This is a genomic window from Vagococcus sp. JNUCC 83 (assembly GCF_053667615.1).
Window position 1 is genome coordinate 746464 of record NZ_CM132204.1, and the last position, 13441, is coordinate 759904.

The following is a 13441-nucleotide window of genomic DNA, read 5'->3' on the forward strand; positions in this document are numbered from 1 at the left end:
TATTTTTTTTTTTTAATCAAATAATATATAATACTAATTAAGTTTAAGAAGGGATTGATACATTATGACAGCAAAAGACTATGTGAAACAATTATTGGATGAGGTAAAAGGTAAGTATGGCTATCAGCCAGAGTATATCCAAGCGGTAGAAGAATTTCTACCTTCAGTTACACCATTTTTAGAGAAAAACCCGGTGTACTGTGAAAAAAACATTTTAGGTCAATTGGTTGTGCCTGAGCGTTTAATCGAGTTTCGCGTACCATGGATGTCAGATTCAGGTGAATGGATGGTTAATACAGGATACCGAGTTCAATATAACTCAGCTTTAGGACCATATAAAGGCGGATTACGTTTCCACCCATCTGTGAACCAAAGTATCATGAAATTCTTATCGTTTGAACAAATTTTCAAAAACAGTTTGACTTCTCTACCAATCGGCGGTGGTAAGGGGGGAAGTGATTTTGACCCTAAAGGCAAATCAGATGGTGAAATCATGCGTTTTTGTCAAAGTTTCATGCAAGAATTACAAAAACATATCGGGCCAAGCTTTGATGTTCCTGCTGGTGATATGGGTGTTGGGGGCCGTGAGATTGGCTATTTATACGGGGAATACAAACGCCTAAATGGTTATCAAGCAGGTGTCTTAACAGGTAAACCTCTTTCTTTCTGGGGAAGTTTAGCTCGTACAGAAGCAACAGGTTATGGTTTAGTGTATTTTGTTAAGTATTTACTCCAAGACAAAGGGGATTCACTAAAAGGCAAACGTGTCATGATTTCAGGTAGTGGTAACGTGGCCATTTATGCAATTGAAAAAGCAAAAGAATTAGGAGCAACAGTTCTTGGCTGTTCTGACTCTTCTGGTTATATTATTGATGAAGATGGTGTAGACTGTGAATTAGTCAAAGAAATCAAAGAAGTAAAACGTGGTCGTTTAAGTGAATATATAGCCTCTAAACCAAATGCAAAATATGTTGAAAATGCGTCGATTTGGACAGAAGACATTGATTATGAAGTAGCTTTACCATGTGCGACTCAAAATGAAATTGGCCTTGATGAAGCGGATGTATTAATCAAAAACGGCGTAAAAGTGCTAGCAGAAGGCGCGAACATGCCAACAAAACTTGAAGCTTTACATAAATTAACTGAAGCCGGTGTGGTTTATTGTCCAGGTAAAGCATCTAATGCTGGTGGTGTGGCTGTATCAGCTCTAGAAATGGCTCAAAACGCACAACGTTTACCATGGACTTTCGAACAAGTTGATTCAGAACTTGATAACATCATGAAAAACATCTACGAAACATGTGCGACAACGGCAAAAGAATATGCACAAGAAGACGATTTATTAACTGGAGCAAACATCGCTGGATTCGAGCGTGTTGCTAAAGCAATGCTTGCTCAAGGCCTTGTTTAATAAAAATTCTCCACGTTTTTATTAGAATCTACCTGAAAAAGATGTGAAAAAAATAAAAAAATGGTAGAATAGATATGTATTCTTGTACGAAGAATCACATATATTAGGAGGATGATTATGTCACATATTCGTTTTGATTATTCAAATGTTGGTACATTTATCAGTGACCATGAATTAGGTTACATGCAAGCAGAAGTGACTGCAGCACACAACACATTGCGTGAGGGTACAGGGCCAGGAAATGATTTTCGTGGTTGGATTGATTTACCAGAAAACTATGATAAAGAAGAATTTGCTCGCGTAAAAAAAGCAGCTGAAAAAATTCAATCAGATTCAGATATTTTAATCGTCATTGGAATTGGTGGGTCATATTTAGGAGCTAAAGCTGCTATTGACTTTTTAAACCACTCATTCTACAACCTTTTAGACAATGAAGAAAGAAAAACACCACAAGTATTTTTTGCTGGAAACTCTATCAGCTCAACTTATTTAGCTGATTTAATCCAAATTATTGGTGACAAAGATTTCTCAGTGAATGTTATTTCTAAATCTGGTACAACAACTGAGCCAGCCATTGCTTTTAGAGTATTTAAAGATTTATTAGAGAAAAAATATGGTAAAGAAGAAGCAAACAAACGTATTTATGCGACAACTGATAAAGCGCGTGGTGCTGTTAAAACAGAAGCAGACGTTGAAGGCTGGGAAACATTTGTGATTCCTGATGATGTTGGTGGACGTTTTACTGTTCTAACACCAGTTGGTTTACTTCCAATCGCTGTAACTGGTGCTAACATTGATGAGTTAATGAAAGGTGCAGCTGATGCTCGTGTAGCATATAGCTCTGATGATTTAACGAAAAATGAAGCCTATCAATATGCGGCATTGCGTAATATTTTATACCGTAAAGGAAAAGTAACTGAGTTATTAATCAATTACGAACCAAACTTACAATACTTCTCTGAATGGTGGAAACAATTGTTCGGTGAATCTGAAGGGAAAGACCAAAAAGGGATTTACCCATCAAGTGCGAACTTCTCTACTGACTTGCATTCATTAGGTCAATACATTCAAGAAGGACGTCGTAACATTTTTGAGACAGTTATTAAAGTAGACAAACCTCGTAAAAATGTTGAAATCCCAGTACTTGATCAAGACTTAGATGGTTTAGGTTACATTCAAGGAAAAGAAATTGATTTTGTTAACACAAAAGCATTTGAAGGAACACTTTTAGCACATACAGATGGTGGCGTACCAAACTTTGTGGTAAATATTCCTGAAACTGATGCTTACACATTAGGTTACTTAATGTACTTCTTTGAAATCGCAGTTGGTATTTCTGGTTACTTAAATGGTGTAAACCCATTTGACCAACCAGGTGTTGAAGCATACAAGAAAAACATGTTTGCACTTTTAGGTAAACCTGGTTTTGAAGAGTTAGCAAAAGAGTTAAACGAACGCCTTAAATAAGATAGATGACGAGTGCTCGACAAATTTGTCGAGTGCTTTTTTAATGGAGGAATCTTATGGCAACTATACAAGAACAATTATTTTCTTATCAAGACACAACTTATAAAGAATTTAATGCTAGACTAATCCCCACGATAGATCCAGATAAAATTATTGGAGTAAGAATGCCTCAACTTAGAAAATTAGCTAAGGAAATGATAAGAAAAGGTAATACAGAAGAATTTCTAGCTGATTTACCTCATATATACCATGAAGAAAATGTTTTGCACATGTTGATTATTTCCAATATAAAAGAGTTTGATGATGCTATCAAAGCCTATCAAATCTTTTTACCTTATGCAGATAACTGGGCTGTGACTGATTGTCAAACACCGGTAATCTTTAAAAAGAATCCAGTCAAATTGCTTCCTTTTATTGATGAATGGTTGAGTTCAGATCAAGACTATACAGTGCGTTTTGCTATTCTTCAATTAATGACTATTTTTCTAGCAAGTGAGACTTTTAATCACTCGATTTTGGACCGAGTGTGTGACGTAAAAAGTGACGCGTATTACGTCAATATGATGCGCGCCTGGTTTTTTGCGACAAGTTTAGTGAAACAATACGATACAACGCTTCCTTATATTGTCAATCATAGTTTAGACGATTGGACACACTTAAAAACGATTCAAAAGGCACGTGAAAGTTTACGAATTTCACCAGAAGTAAAAGCCTATTTAAAGACGTTAAAAAAGCTTTCCAATTGAATGGAAAGCTTTTTATGGAGCTTTGGTCCCAAACATGTTCATTTTAGGTTTAGGAATTTCTTTATTATGTTGAGCTGCCAACTCCATTGCTTTAACATATAAATCGAGCTTTTGTTCAAGGGTTAACTCTTTTTTTTCAGAAACTAAAACAGCTTGAGCAAATTTTTCTTTATCAATATAAATCATATCTCTCACCCCATCTTAATTAATAATGAATACATTATATCAAATGTCATAAGAAATAAAAATTATTTTTTATGATTATTTTGTGAATTAATTATTCTGTGTTAAAAAAAATGGTATAATATAGGGATACAGAATTTATTAGCAAGTAAGGAGGCAGTAATATGCCAGTTGAGGATTTTGTCAATGAATTATCACATTTAAAAACTATTCTTGTTTTAAAGCGAGGGATAGATATGGAACGCTTCAATCAACTTTACAATGAGGCAATACAGTGTATGATAGAAGGAAAGCAGATTGATAAACAAATGATGGAAGAATTTATTTATTTTAGTAATCAAATAAAGTAATAAGATAATAAATACTATTTAGTAAGGAGGTACTATATGAAAAATATTGTTAGACTTATGAGTTTATTGTTAATCATAGGGATGTACAGTACACGTTTTTCGTTTTTATCACTAAATATCTTATTAGCCTATATTCCGTTAGAGGTGTCATTTCAATTTTTTAAAACAAAAAATAGTTATATTAAAATGGGTTTAGCTGCACTATTTATGCTTTATTTTCCTAATATACCTTATCTTGTGACGGACATTATACATATGGACATTTTAGATATATATAATCACTTTACAGGGGATAGTATAAAAAATTTAGGAGACTGGACCTTAACAATCGTACTATTTTTATCAGTCTTTAGTTTTGTTTTGATTGGTTTTGGTCAGTTATTAAAACTTATGTCGTATGCTAAAAAAAGATTTAAATTATCTACTATACAAGTCAGTATCGGTTTAGTGATCAGTTGTTTTTTATCGTCATTAGGTATTTATGCAGGGAGATTTCCACCTAGATTTCATTCCATAGACCTTTTTGTAAGACCTTGGTATGTGTTTAAAACCATTTTTTTAGATTGGTCATTTATTAAGTTAGAAATAGTTTGTTTATTTTTATTACTTCATTTGAGTATCATAGGAGTTATGACGATGAACAAGTATTTATCAAAATTAAATCTTTAAAAAATCCTAGAAACTGTTGTACTTCCAAAGCTTAGATTTTATCTATACCTTGGGACTACTTCAAATTTTCTAGGATTTTTTAGGTTTATTTAAATAGTGACTATTGTTTTGAGTCCATACCAAAAATTAACCCTAAAGCTAACATTGTGGAGACAAGAGCCGTTCCCCCTTGACTAAGAAAAGGAAGAGGAATGCCTGTTAGAGGTAGCAGTCCAATGGAAGCACCAATATTTTCGACTGTTTGGAACACCAACATGAACACAATACCGACACAAATATAAATATTAAATGTTGAATTGCTACGAATACCTGTATAAAAAATTTGGAAGAATAAATATAAGTAGAGTAAAATAACGGCTGTCGCACCAACAAATCCGTATGCTTCTCCAATAAAAGTAAAAATCATATCTGATTCTCTGACAGGCACGTATACTTGAACACCTGTTGTACCAGTGCCAAACATTCCACCAGAACCGATAGCTAAAAGTCCTTGCACTTGTTGATAAGCAATCGATGTTGCGTATTCAAAAGGATCAACCCAAGCTCTAATACGATTTAACTGGTATTCTTTGAAATGCAAAGATGATAAAATAGATTGACCAAAATCGGTAAATACAAGAAAAATTAACGTTCCTCCGAGTAAAGCAGCTATTCCACCTAAAACAGCCACAATTCGCCAGTTAATGCCAGAAGCAATAATTAACGCTCCCAAAACACAAATAAACACCAGACTGGTTCCAAAATCTTTTTGGACAAACATAAGAAAAAATAAAGGTAATGAATATAAAAATAGTTTTTTAATCATGTTTAAATCAGTATGAATATCTTTAACAGGGACATTTTTGTTATACTTAACTAATTCTTTTGACATAAACAGAATGTATGCTGTTTTTGCAATTTCAGAAGGTTGAAATTGAAAACCAAAGATGTCCAACCATCGTTTTGTATTAGTCAATTCATACATATGTGGGTCATAGAAAAAATACAAGGACCCCATTAAAAGAAGAGAAAATACATAGAACCAGGGAACAGCTTTCCAAATAAAATCTCGTTTGATATACTTGACGCTAAACATTAAAACAGTGCCTATTCCAACGAAAAGAAGTTGTTTTAATGCCTGCTTGACTGGGTTGTTTTGATCATAGTATGCTACCCAATATTGTAGCCAAATACTTAAAATAAGCATTAAAAAAATCGGAAGCAGTAGAGCATAGTTAAAATTATTTTGTTGTTGATATTCTTGTCGCTTCATGCCATTATCTAGTCCTTTATTCAGTTATATTAAAAAATCATGGTTCATACTTGTAATAAGCTACCACTTTTAACTATATTAGTATATAGTAATAATGAAATTAAATGAATTTTTAATCTTTTTGTTGTTATATAATCAAATTTGAAGAAATTTGGTCCAAAAATTTAAGTATCAAGACGTATAAATAGACAATAAAAAAAGAAAAGGTTAAAGTATGAGTAGAAACTATAGGGGGTATTAGTAATGTATGATGTAATTATTATTGGAGCTGGTCCAGGAGGGATGACATCTGCTCTATATGCTTCTCGTTCTGGTTTATCTGTTTTAGTAATCGAACGTGGCGCACCTGGTGGACAGTTGATGAATACTGATGAGGTGGAGAACTATCCTGGGTTTAATTTAATTTCTGGTCCTGACTTAGCACTTAAAATGTATGAAAATTCTTCTAACTTTGGGGCTGAACATGTTTACGGAAATGTTGTTAATGTTGAAAATCATGGCACTGTTAAAAAAGTGATTTGTGATGATGCAACCTATGAAGGGAAAACAGTGATTATCGCTTCTGGTAGTGAACATCGTAAAATAAATATTCCCGGTGAAGAAGAATATGCTGGACGTGGTGTATCTTACTGTGCCGTATGTGATGGCGCATTTTTTAGAGACCGTCATCTAGTGGTTATTGGTGGGGGAGATTCTGCCATTGAAGAGGGAATATATTTAACACAATTTGCAAGTAAAGTAACAATTGTGCACCGTAGAGATGAATTGAGAGCTCAAAAAATACTACAAGAACGTGCATTTAAGAATGACAAAATTGAATTCATGTGGAATAAAGTCCCTATTGAAATCAATGGGAATGATACAAGTGTCCAATCAATAAAATTAAAGGATACAAAATCTAATGAAGTTGAAGATTTATTAGCTGATGGTGTATTTATTTATATTGGCCTTGATCCATTGACTGATTTTGTTAAAGATCTTGGTATTACAACGGAGCACGGTTGGATTACAACTGATGCTCGTATGTCAACAGCTCTACCTGGTATTTATGCCATTGGAGATGTTCGCGATACTGTATTAAGACAAATTGCAACTGCTGTTGGAGATGGAAGTATTGCCGGTCAAGAAGTTTACAACTATTTAAGTAGTTTAGATGATTAAAATAAACTAACTCCTTTGATAAAAATCATGCAAGCATTTTTATCAAAGGAGTTTTTTGTTTAAAAAGTAAATAATGGGTTTAAATTTCTATCGTTTTTTTGTAATTTTCAAAACTTTTCATGAAAACATCTTTAAAACGCTTGCAAAGTTTCTTGTTTTCTGATAATCTATTTGTGACTTATAAATTGACAGTAAACTATTAAAGGAGAACATAAATATGGAAAAACAAACAATCACCATTTATGATGTAGCTAGAGAAGCTGCAGTTTCGATGGCAACAGTATCTCGTGTTGTTAATGGGAACCCAAATGTAAAACCGGCAACAAGAAAAAAAGTGTTAGAAGTAATTGAAAGATTAGATTATAGACCAAACGCTGTGGCAAGAGGATTAGCAAGTAAAAAAACGACAACTGTGGGTGTGATTATTCCAGATGTAAGTAACGCTTATTTTGCCTCTTTGGCGCGTGGAATTGACGATGTAGCAACAATGTATAAATACAACATTATTCTAGCTAACTCTGATGGTAATGACGTTAAGGAAGTTAATGTATTAAATACGTTACTGGCAAAACAAGTAGATGGTATTATTTTTATGGGACACCATTTGACAGAACAAATTAGAGGAGAGTTTTCTCGCTCAAAAACACCCGTTGTATTAGCTGGTTCAATTGATCCAGACAATCAAGTTGGATCAGTGAATATTGATTATGAAGCAGCAACAAAAGATGCAACAAATCAATTAATTCAATCTGGGAATAAAAAAGTGGCCTTTATTTCTGGTTCTTTATTAGACCCAATCAATGGTATCCAACGATTAAAAGGATATAAAGAAGCTTTGAAAGAAAATGGTTTAGATTTTAACGAAGGTTTAGTATTTGAAGCAGAATATAACTATAAATCAGGACTGGCACTACATGATAGAGTAGTTAACAGTGGGGCTAGTGCGGCCGTTGTTGCTGATGATGAATTAGCCGTAGGTTTATTAAATAGCTTAACGGATAATGGCGTAAAAGTACCGGAGGAGTTTGAAATTATCACAAGCAATAATTCTTTATTTACAGATATTGCTAGACCAAGTGTTACAAGTATTTCACAACCACTTTATGATATTGGCGCTGTTTCAATGCGATTGTTAACTAAATTAATGAATAAAGAAGATATTGAAGAAAAAGATATTGTACTACCTTATGGTCTAATTCAAAAACAATCAACAAAATAAAAAAGAGGCTGACTAAAAAGTCTTAAAATAGAAAAATCCCATGACATCAGTTTATTAAAATACTAATGTTATGGGATTTTTGTTTTATTGGTTTAGTGATTTTTATTTAAAAAGTTGTTTGTTGGTCAGACTCTTTTTTATGTATAAAGATAAACTGAAAAGAAAATAAATATAGCACCGGCTAATACAAACAAATGCCAAATGACATGCATAAATTTCAAATGTTGTTTGCTATAAAAGAAGGTTCCAGCTGTATAAGATACCCCGCCCAGTACTAATAGAAGCAAACCGTTAAAACCAAGCCCTTCATAAAGTGGCTTAATAGCAATCACACATAGCCATCCCATTAATATATAAAGAAAGTAGTCAGCTTTACCCCGTTTTTGTAAAAAAATAGATTTGTAAACAATCCCTGAAATAGCAAGTACCCATATAATGATAAACATCGTCCAACCTAGCTTTCCACCAATCGTAACTAAACTATAGGGTGTATAACTTCCTGCAATCAATAAATAAATCGAACTATGATCGAATACTTGGAATACTTTTCTTGCTTTAGTAAAAATTAAACTATGAAATAAAGTTGAAAATAAAAATAAAAGAATCATCGAGGCACCAAATATAGAGTACGAAACGATTCGAATAGGCGAGTGCATTTGAGCCCCTTTTATGATAAGTAAGACAAGACCAGCAATACTAAGTCCAGTACCAATTCCATGGGTAATAGCATTAAAAACCTCGTTTACAATAAGATATTTTTTTGAAAAAGATGGATTGTGCATACTGCATACGCCCTTTCGTTTTTTAGTGAAAAATATTTTCTTTTCTGTTATACTAAATAAACAGAAAAGATTAATATAATTGTACATGAATATTGTTGGTTTTGAAAGAGGTTTGATGATGACAAAAATTAAAATAGTGACAGACTCATCTTGTATTATTCCAGAAGAGAGATTAAAACAAATTGATATCCATACTATTAGTTTATCTATCATGATTGATGGCGTAATCTATGCCAATCAAAATGAACTAGATCCTTTTGAGTTTATGACGATGATGTCTAATTCAAAAACATTACCTAAAACAAGTCAACCACCGATTGGCGAGTTTGTTGACTTGTATGATTCATTAGGTGAAGATGGTAGTGAAATTATTTCTATCCATTTAACAGAAAAATTAAGTGGTACAGTAAATACAGCTAGACAAGCCGCTCAATTATCTAAATCTAATGTCACAGTGATTGACAGTGATTACATTGATCAAGGTTTAGGTTTCCAAGTGTATCAAGCAGCAAAAATGGCTAAAGAAGAAACATATACGGTTGATGAGATTGTTAAAGCAGTAGAGCATGTGAAAGATAATACCCAATTATATATTGGTGTAGCAACACTAGAAAATCTTGTAAAAGGTGGACGTATAGGAAAACTTGTCGGTGCTGTATCAGGATTTTTAAATATGAAATTATTGATGCAACTAAAAAATGGTGAGTTAGAAGTTGTAAGTAAAGGTCGTGGAAATAAAACATTTATAAAATGGGCAAAGGATTTGGAAAAAAAATTGTCTGATTTATCGGTAGAGTACTTAGGGATGTCAGAAGCCTCTGGTGTTGATATTTGTGAAGAAATGAAAGTCATTTTTAAACAAACATTGCCTGACTTAAGTATTCCAATCGTACACACGACACCCCTTGTGGCAACGCACACTGGAAAAGGTGCGTTTGCTGTGATGTTTTATACAGATTAAGAGAATGATAGCAGATCAACTATGGTCTGCTTTTTTAAATGAGGGATTTAGATGAAAAAAATAGCGTCTCATATAAGAAGTTTGTTATTTTTTGTTATTTTGGTTATTATTTTTAGTCTAGTGGGATTACTATTGATTCCTAGAGCTGATAATATCCATCTAACCAAAGAGACAACAGAGACTACTGAACGAATTGAAATGATACGCTTAAGTGCTATTGGGGATTCGCTAACTGAGGGAGTTGGAGATACGACGAAATCAGGTGGTTATGTTCCCTTATTGCAAAAAGATTTATCTGATACGTACCCTGTTGATGTGTTTCAGATAGAAAATTTTGGTAAGTCTGGTGATCGTAGTGATCAAATTTTAAAGAGACTAAAAAAAAATGAAGACATGCAACAATCGGTTTCAAAAGCAAATGCTATTTTATTGACCGTTGGGGGCAATGACCTAATGCACGCTCTTCAACCTAAATTATTTAGTAAAATAACAACGAATAAAATGGAGTCATCAAAAGAGAAGTATTATGATAGATTAGAGGGACTGTATACTGAAATTCGGGCATTGAATCCTGAAGCACCTATTTATCAATTAGGTATTTATAATCCATTTTATTTAAATTTTTCTGAGATTACTGAATTACAAGATATTGTTGATTTTTGGAATAAAAGCTCTCAAGAGTTTGTAAAAAAACAAAATAATGCTTATTTTGTTCCTATTAATGATGACATCTATCAAGGGATTCCAGAAATATCAAAAACGACGGAAGAAAAAATCAAGGCTGAAAAAGATCCATCACTAAATGATTTAATATCATCAGAAGACACGTTTCATCCTAATAATTTAGGGTATCAGATTATTGCAAATGCCTTTGAATTAAAAATGTCTGCCACAAAAGACAAATGGTTAAAGTAGGAGATGTGAGACATTGGTAGAAAATAAAGCAGAAAAGAAAAATAAAATGATAAATTTTTTTAAAAATCCGTGGAAAGTCGCATTTCTTTCTCTTTTAGCAATCATTGTGGCGCTAGTACTTGTAATAGGTTACCGTGTAAGTACGCCAAGGATGAATTATGATGCAAAAAAAGAAACAAAAGTTAACGTAAAAGACCCGATATTAGAAGTATCTATGACTAAAGATCAAGTGACACGTGCTGTGAACTACTATATAAAAGATTTACTTGATAGTTCTGGTGTAGATTACAGTTTTCATCTAGATAAGGAAGCTTTAATCGATGGGACATTTTCTTTATTAGGACATGACACACATTTTTATTTATATTTTGAGCCATTTGTGTTGGCAAATGGAGACGTTCAGTTAAAAGCAAAAGACTTGACTGTTGGAACATTAAACGTTCCTATACCTGCTATGATTAATTATATTTCTCATTCGGTTGATTTTCCTAAATGGGTCGAAATTAATTCTGACGAAAAATATATCACGCTGCATTTGCAACAATTAAAGCTAGCAAATGGTATGAGAGTCAAAGCAGAACAAATCAATTTATTGAATGATCAAATAAGATTTAATTTATATCTAGCTGAAAATAACAAAAAGTAAAGGAGCTATGTTATGAGTTTTTATCAATACATTCAAATTCATAGAGGAAAGTTGCAACAAGATGCTATTTCACTTTTAGCTGAAAATATTTTTGATGACATTCAGTTTCCTAAACAAGAAACGGATTATCATGTACTCTCTGATTACTTAGAAACCAACGCTTATTACGTTCCTAATATGGATGTTTTTGATGAATTATGGGGTATGTACCAAGAAGCTACTAGATAGGGAGTGTTTATATGAAAGAAAGTAAACCTAAAAAAAATCAAAAAACGATTTCGTTTACCAAATATATTGTTACTAGCGTCATTGTGGCTATTTTAGCCATTGGTGGAACTGTATTCATTTATGAATCCAAATCAGGTGTTTCTTCTGTTTCTGCAAAAGATGATCTTGATAATATATCAGATTTAGCAACATTGATTCAACAAGGTTATATCAAAAATGTGGATTCGAAAAAATTGTATGAAGGTGCGATGAAGGGAATGATTGCAGCCATTGATGACCCTTACTCAACCTATTTTAATGCGGATGAAGCAAAAGGATTTGAAGACGATATCAGTGGAAACTTTGAGGGCATTGGGGCTGTTATGACCATGACAAATGATATGCCAACTGTTGCTGAGCCACCAATAAAAGATTCTCCAGCTGAAAAAGCTAAATTACAAGCAGGGGATGTTATTTTAAAAGTTGATGGCAAAAGTATTGAGGGAAAAACGTTAAGTGAAGTTGTTAAGCTAGTGAGAGGGGAAAAAGGAACGGATGTTACGTTAGATATAAAACGTGGGTCTGACACTTTCCCAGTGACTCTTACCCGTGATGTGATTCCTGTTGAGTCTGTTACCGGTAACCTTGATAAAAGTCATAAAGACATTGGCTATATACAAATTAGTAGCTTCAACTCAACCACGTCTGAAGAATTTGATAAGGTCGTCACAAAGCTAAGAAAAGATGGTGCAAAATCATTTGTGATTGATGTGAGAGGTAATCCAGGAGGTATGCTTGACCAGGTTGAACAGATAACTAGTCGTTTCTTAAAAGATAGTAAGCCGATAGTGAAATTTGAAAGTAAACTTGAAGGTAATGAGGAACATGTTGCTAGTAAAAAACTTGATAAAGGCGAAAAAATTACTGAACCAACTGTATTGTTAGTGGATGAGAATAGTGCCAGTGCTTCAGAGATTATGGCGGCAGCATTTAAAGACTCTGCTAATATTGATGTGATTGGGACAAAAACTTTTGGTAAAGGAACAGTACAAACAGTGATTCCTTTAAATGATGGTGCTGAAGTTAAATTAACCATCAAAAAATGGTTAACACCTAAAGGCAAGTGGATTAATAAAAAAGGAGTAGAGCCATCAATTGAAATTGCTAAACCATCGTATATTGACCATAAATTAATTGATACATCTTTAACTTATAAATTAGGATCTATCAATGAAAATGTTAAAGTACTTAATGAATACTTAAACGTATTAGGGTATGATGTTGATATATCTGATACATTTAATGAAAAAACGCAAAAAGCAATTAAAGAATTTCAAGAAAAGAATAAACTTGATGTAACAAGTGAAGCAAACAAAGAAACAGTGAATGAGTTAGAAAAACAGATTGTAGAGTATTGGAAATCACATGATACCCAATATGAAAAAGCGATTGAAACAATTTCGAAAGACTAG

15 protein-coding genes are annotated in these 13441 nt (G+C 33.1%); 12 read left to right on the top strand and 3 right to left on the bottom strand.

Features of this window, described 5'->3' with window-relative positions:
- The first annotated feature begins 64 nt into the window (after positions 1 to 64).
- The 3 genes from gdhA to JNUCC83_RS03505 all read left to right on the top strand — a co-directional run bounded on the left by gdhA (position 65) and on the right by JNUCC83_RS03505 (position 3624).
- Positions 65 to 1411, top strand: a complete 1347-nt coding sequence (gene gdhA / locus JNUCC83_RS03495) for an NADP-specific glutamate dehydrogenase (protein ID WP_454460841.1) — start codon at positions 65 to 67, stop codon at positions 1409 to 1411.
- Between the two features lie 117 nt (positions 1412 to 1528).
- Entirely contained in the window at positions 1529 to 2878 is a 1350-nt protein-coding gene (locus JNUCC83_RS03500; protein WP_454460842.1) for a glucose-6-phosphate isomerase, read from the top strand.
- A gap of 56 nt (positions 2879 to 2934) precedes the next feature.
- The gene (locus JNUCC83_RS03505) at positions 2935 to 3624 is read left to right on the top strand and encodes a DNA alkylation repair protein (protein ID WP_454460843.1); all 690 of its coding nucleotides are present in this window, start codon (positions 2935 to 2937) and stop codon (positions 3622 to 3624) included.
- A gap of 12 nt (positions 3625 to 3636) precedes the next feature.
- Here the strand turns inward: JNUCC83_RS03505 and JNUCC83_RS03510 are convergent, their stop codons facing one another.
- On the bottom strand, positions 3637 to 3810 hold the full coding sequence (locus tag JNUCC83_RS03510) for a hypothetical protein (RefSeq protein WP_454460844.1): 174 nt from the start codon (positions 3808 to 3810) through the stop codon (positions 3637 to 3639).
- Positions 3811 to 3971: 161 nt separating this feature from the next.
- Here JNUCC83_RS03510 and JNUCC83_RS03515 point away from each other — a divergent pair, with 161 nt between their 5' ends.
- Positions 3972 to 4157 carry a hypothetical protein gene (locus tag JNUCC83_RS03515; RefSeq protein ID WP_454460845.1) on the top strand — a complete coding sequence of 62 codons (186 nt, stop codon included), beginning with the start codon at positions 3972 to 3974 and terminating at the stop codon, positions 4155 to 4157.
- A gap of 36 nt (positions 4158 to 4193) precedes the next feature.
- A complete protein-coding gene (locus JNUCC83_RS03520) occupies positions 4194 to 4826 on the top strand; it encodes a DUF1361 domain-containing protein (protein WP_454460846.1) in 633 nt (210 codons plus the stop codon).
- Between the two features lie 100 nt (positions 4827 to 4926).
- Here JNUCC83_RS03520 and JNUCC83_RS03525 read toward each other — a convergent pair whose 3' ends face one another.
- Positions 4927 to 6078 (bottom strand): FtsW/RodA/SpoVE family cell cycle protein, encoded by a 1152-nt coding sequence (locus tag JNUCC83_RS03525; protein WP_454460847.1) that lies wholly within the window; start codon positions 6076 to 6078, stop codon positions 4927 to 4929.
- 243 nt (positions 6079 to 6321) lie between these two features.
- On the opposite strand from JNUCC83_RS03525, the gene trxB reads away from it, so the two are divergent.
- Positions 6322 to 7239 (top strand): thioredoxin-disulfide reductase, encoded by a 918-nt coding sequence (gene trxB / locus JNUCC83_RS03530; protein ID WP_454460848.1) that lies wholly within the window; start codon positions 6322 to 6324, stop codon positions 7237 to 7239.
- 217 nt (positions 7240 to 7456) lie between these two features.
- Positions 7457 to 8458 carry a catabolite control protein A gene (gene ccpA / locus JNUCC83_RS03535; protein ID WP_454460849.1) on the top strand — a complete coding sequence of 334 codons (1002 nt, stop codon included), beginning with the start codon at positions 7457 to 7459 and terminating at the stop codon, positions 8456 to 8458.
- Positions 8459 to 8595: 137 nt separating this feature from the next.
- Here ccpA and trhA read toward each other — a convergent pair whose 3' ends face one another.
- A complete protein-coding gene (gene trhA / locus JNUCC83_RS03540) occupies positions 8596 to 9240 on the bottom strand; it encodes a PAQR family membrane homeostasis protein TrhA (RefSeq protein WP_454460850.1) in 645 nt (214 codons plus the stop codon).
- Between the two features lie 118 nt (positions 9241 to 9358).
- Here trhA and JNUCC83_RS03545 point away from each other — a divergent pair, with 118 nt between their 5' ends.
- Genes JNUCC83_RS03545 through JNUCC83_RS03565 form a run of 5 tightly spaced genes read left to right on the top strand, consistent with a single transcriptional unit; the run spans position 9359 to position 13441 of the window.
- Positions 9359 to 10201, top strand: coding sequence for a DegV family protein (locus JNUCC83_RS03545; protein WP_454460851.1), 843 nt, complete (start codon positions 9359 to 9361; stop codon positions 10199 to 10201).
- Positions 10202 to 10252: 51 nt separating this feature from the next.
- A complete protein-coding gene (locus tag JNUCC83_RS03550; RefSeq protein WP_454460852.1) occupies positions 10253 to 11116 on the top strand; it encodes an SGNH/GDSL hydrolase family protein in 864 nt (287 codons plus the stop codon).
- A 13-nt stretch (positions 11117 to 11129) separates the two neighbouring features.
- Positions 11130 to 11762, top strand: coding sequence for a YpmS family protein (locus tag JNUCC83_RS03555; protein ID WP_454460853.1), 633 nt, complete (start codon positions 11130 to 11132; stop codon positions 11760 to 11762).
- Between the two features lie 12 nt (positions 11763 to 11774).
- Positions 11775 to 11990 (top strand): YozE family protein, encoded by a 216-nt coding sequence (locus JNUCC83_RS03560; RefSeq protein ID WP_454460854.1) that lies wholly within the window; start codon positions 11775 to 11777, stop codon positions 11988 to 11990.
- An 11-nt stretch (positions 11991 to 12001) separates the two neighbouring features.
- Positions 12002 to 13441 carry a S41 family peptidase gene (locus JNUCC83_RS03565; protein ID WP_454460855.1) on the top strand — a complete coding sequence of 480 codons (1440 nt, stop codon included), beginning with the start codon at positions 12002 to 12004 and terminating at the stop codon, positions 13439 to 13441.

What these genes read in the sequence shown, in the direction of transcription:
- gdhA (WP_454460841.1), top strand. Translation starts at nt 65, where the DNA reads ATGACAGCAAAAGACTATGTGAAACAATTATTGGATGAGGTAAAAGGT.
- JNUCC83_RS03500 (WP_454460842.1), top strand. Translation starts at nt 1,529, where the DNA reads ATGTCACATATTCGTTTTGATTATTCAAATGTTGGTACATTTATCAGT.
- JNUCC83_RS03505 (WP_454460843.1), top strand. Translation starts at nt 2,935, where the DNA reads ATGGCAACTATACAAGAACAATTATTTTCTTATCAAGACACAACTTAT.
- JNUCC83_RS03510 (WP_454460844.1), bottom strand. Translation starts at nt 3,810, where the DNA reads ATGATTTATATTGATAAAGAAAAATTTGCTCAAGCTGTTTTAGTTTCT.
- JNUCC83_RS03515 (WP_454460845.1), top strand. Translation starts at nt 3,972, where the DNA reads ATGCCAGTTGAGGATTTTGTCAATGAATTATCACATTTAAAAACTATT.
- JNUCC83_RS03520 (WP_454460846.1), top strand. Translation starts at nt 4,194, where the DNA reads ATGAAAAATATTGTTAGACTTATGAGTTTATTGTTAATCATAGGGATG.
- JNUCC83_RS03525 (WP_454460847.1), bottom strand. Translation starts at nt 6,078, where the DNA reads ATGAAGCGACAAGAATATCAACAACAAAATAATTTTAACTATGCTCTA.
- trxB (WP_454460848.1), top strand. Translation starts at nt 6,322, where the DNA reads ATGTATGATGTAATTATTATTGGAGCTGGTCCAGGAGGGATGACATCT.
- ccpA (WP_454460849.1), top strand. Translation starts at nt 7,457, where the DNA reads ATGGAAAAACAAACAATCACCATTTATGATGTAGCTAGAGAAGCTGCA.
- trhA (WP_454460850.1), bottom strand. Translation starts at nt 9,240, where the DNA reads ATGCACAATCCATCTTTTTCAAAAAAATATCTTATTGTAAACGAGGTT.
- JNUCC83_RS03545 (WP_454460851.1), top strand. Translation starts at nt 9,359, where the DNA reads ATGACAAAAATTAAAATAGTGACAGACTCATCTTGTATTATTCCAGAA.
- JNUCC83_RS03550 (WP_454460852.1), top strand. Translation starts at nt 10,253, where the DNA reads ATGAAAAAAATAGCGTCTCATATAAGAAGTTTGTTATTTTTTGTTATT.
- JNUCC83_RS03560 (WP_454460854.1), top strand. Translation starts at nt 11,775, where the DNA reads ATGAGTTTTTATCAATACATTCAAATTCATAGAGGAAAGTTGCAACAA.
- JNUCC83_RS03565 (WP_454460855.1), top strand. Translation starts at nt 12,002, where the DNA reads ATGAAAGAAAGTAAACCTAAAAAAAATCAAAAAACGATTTCGTTTACC.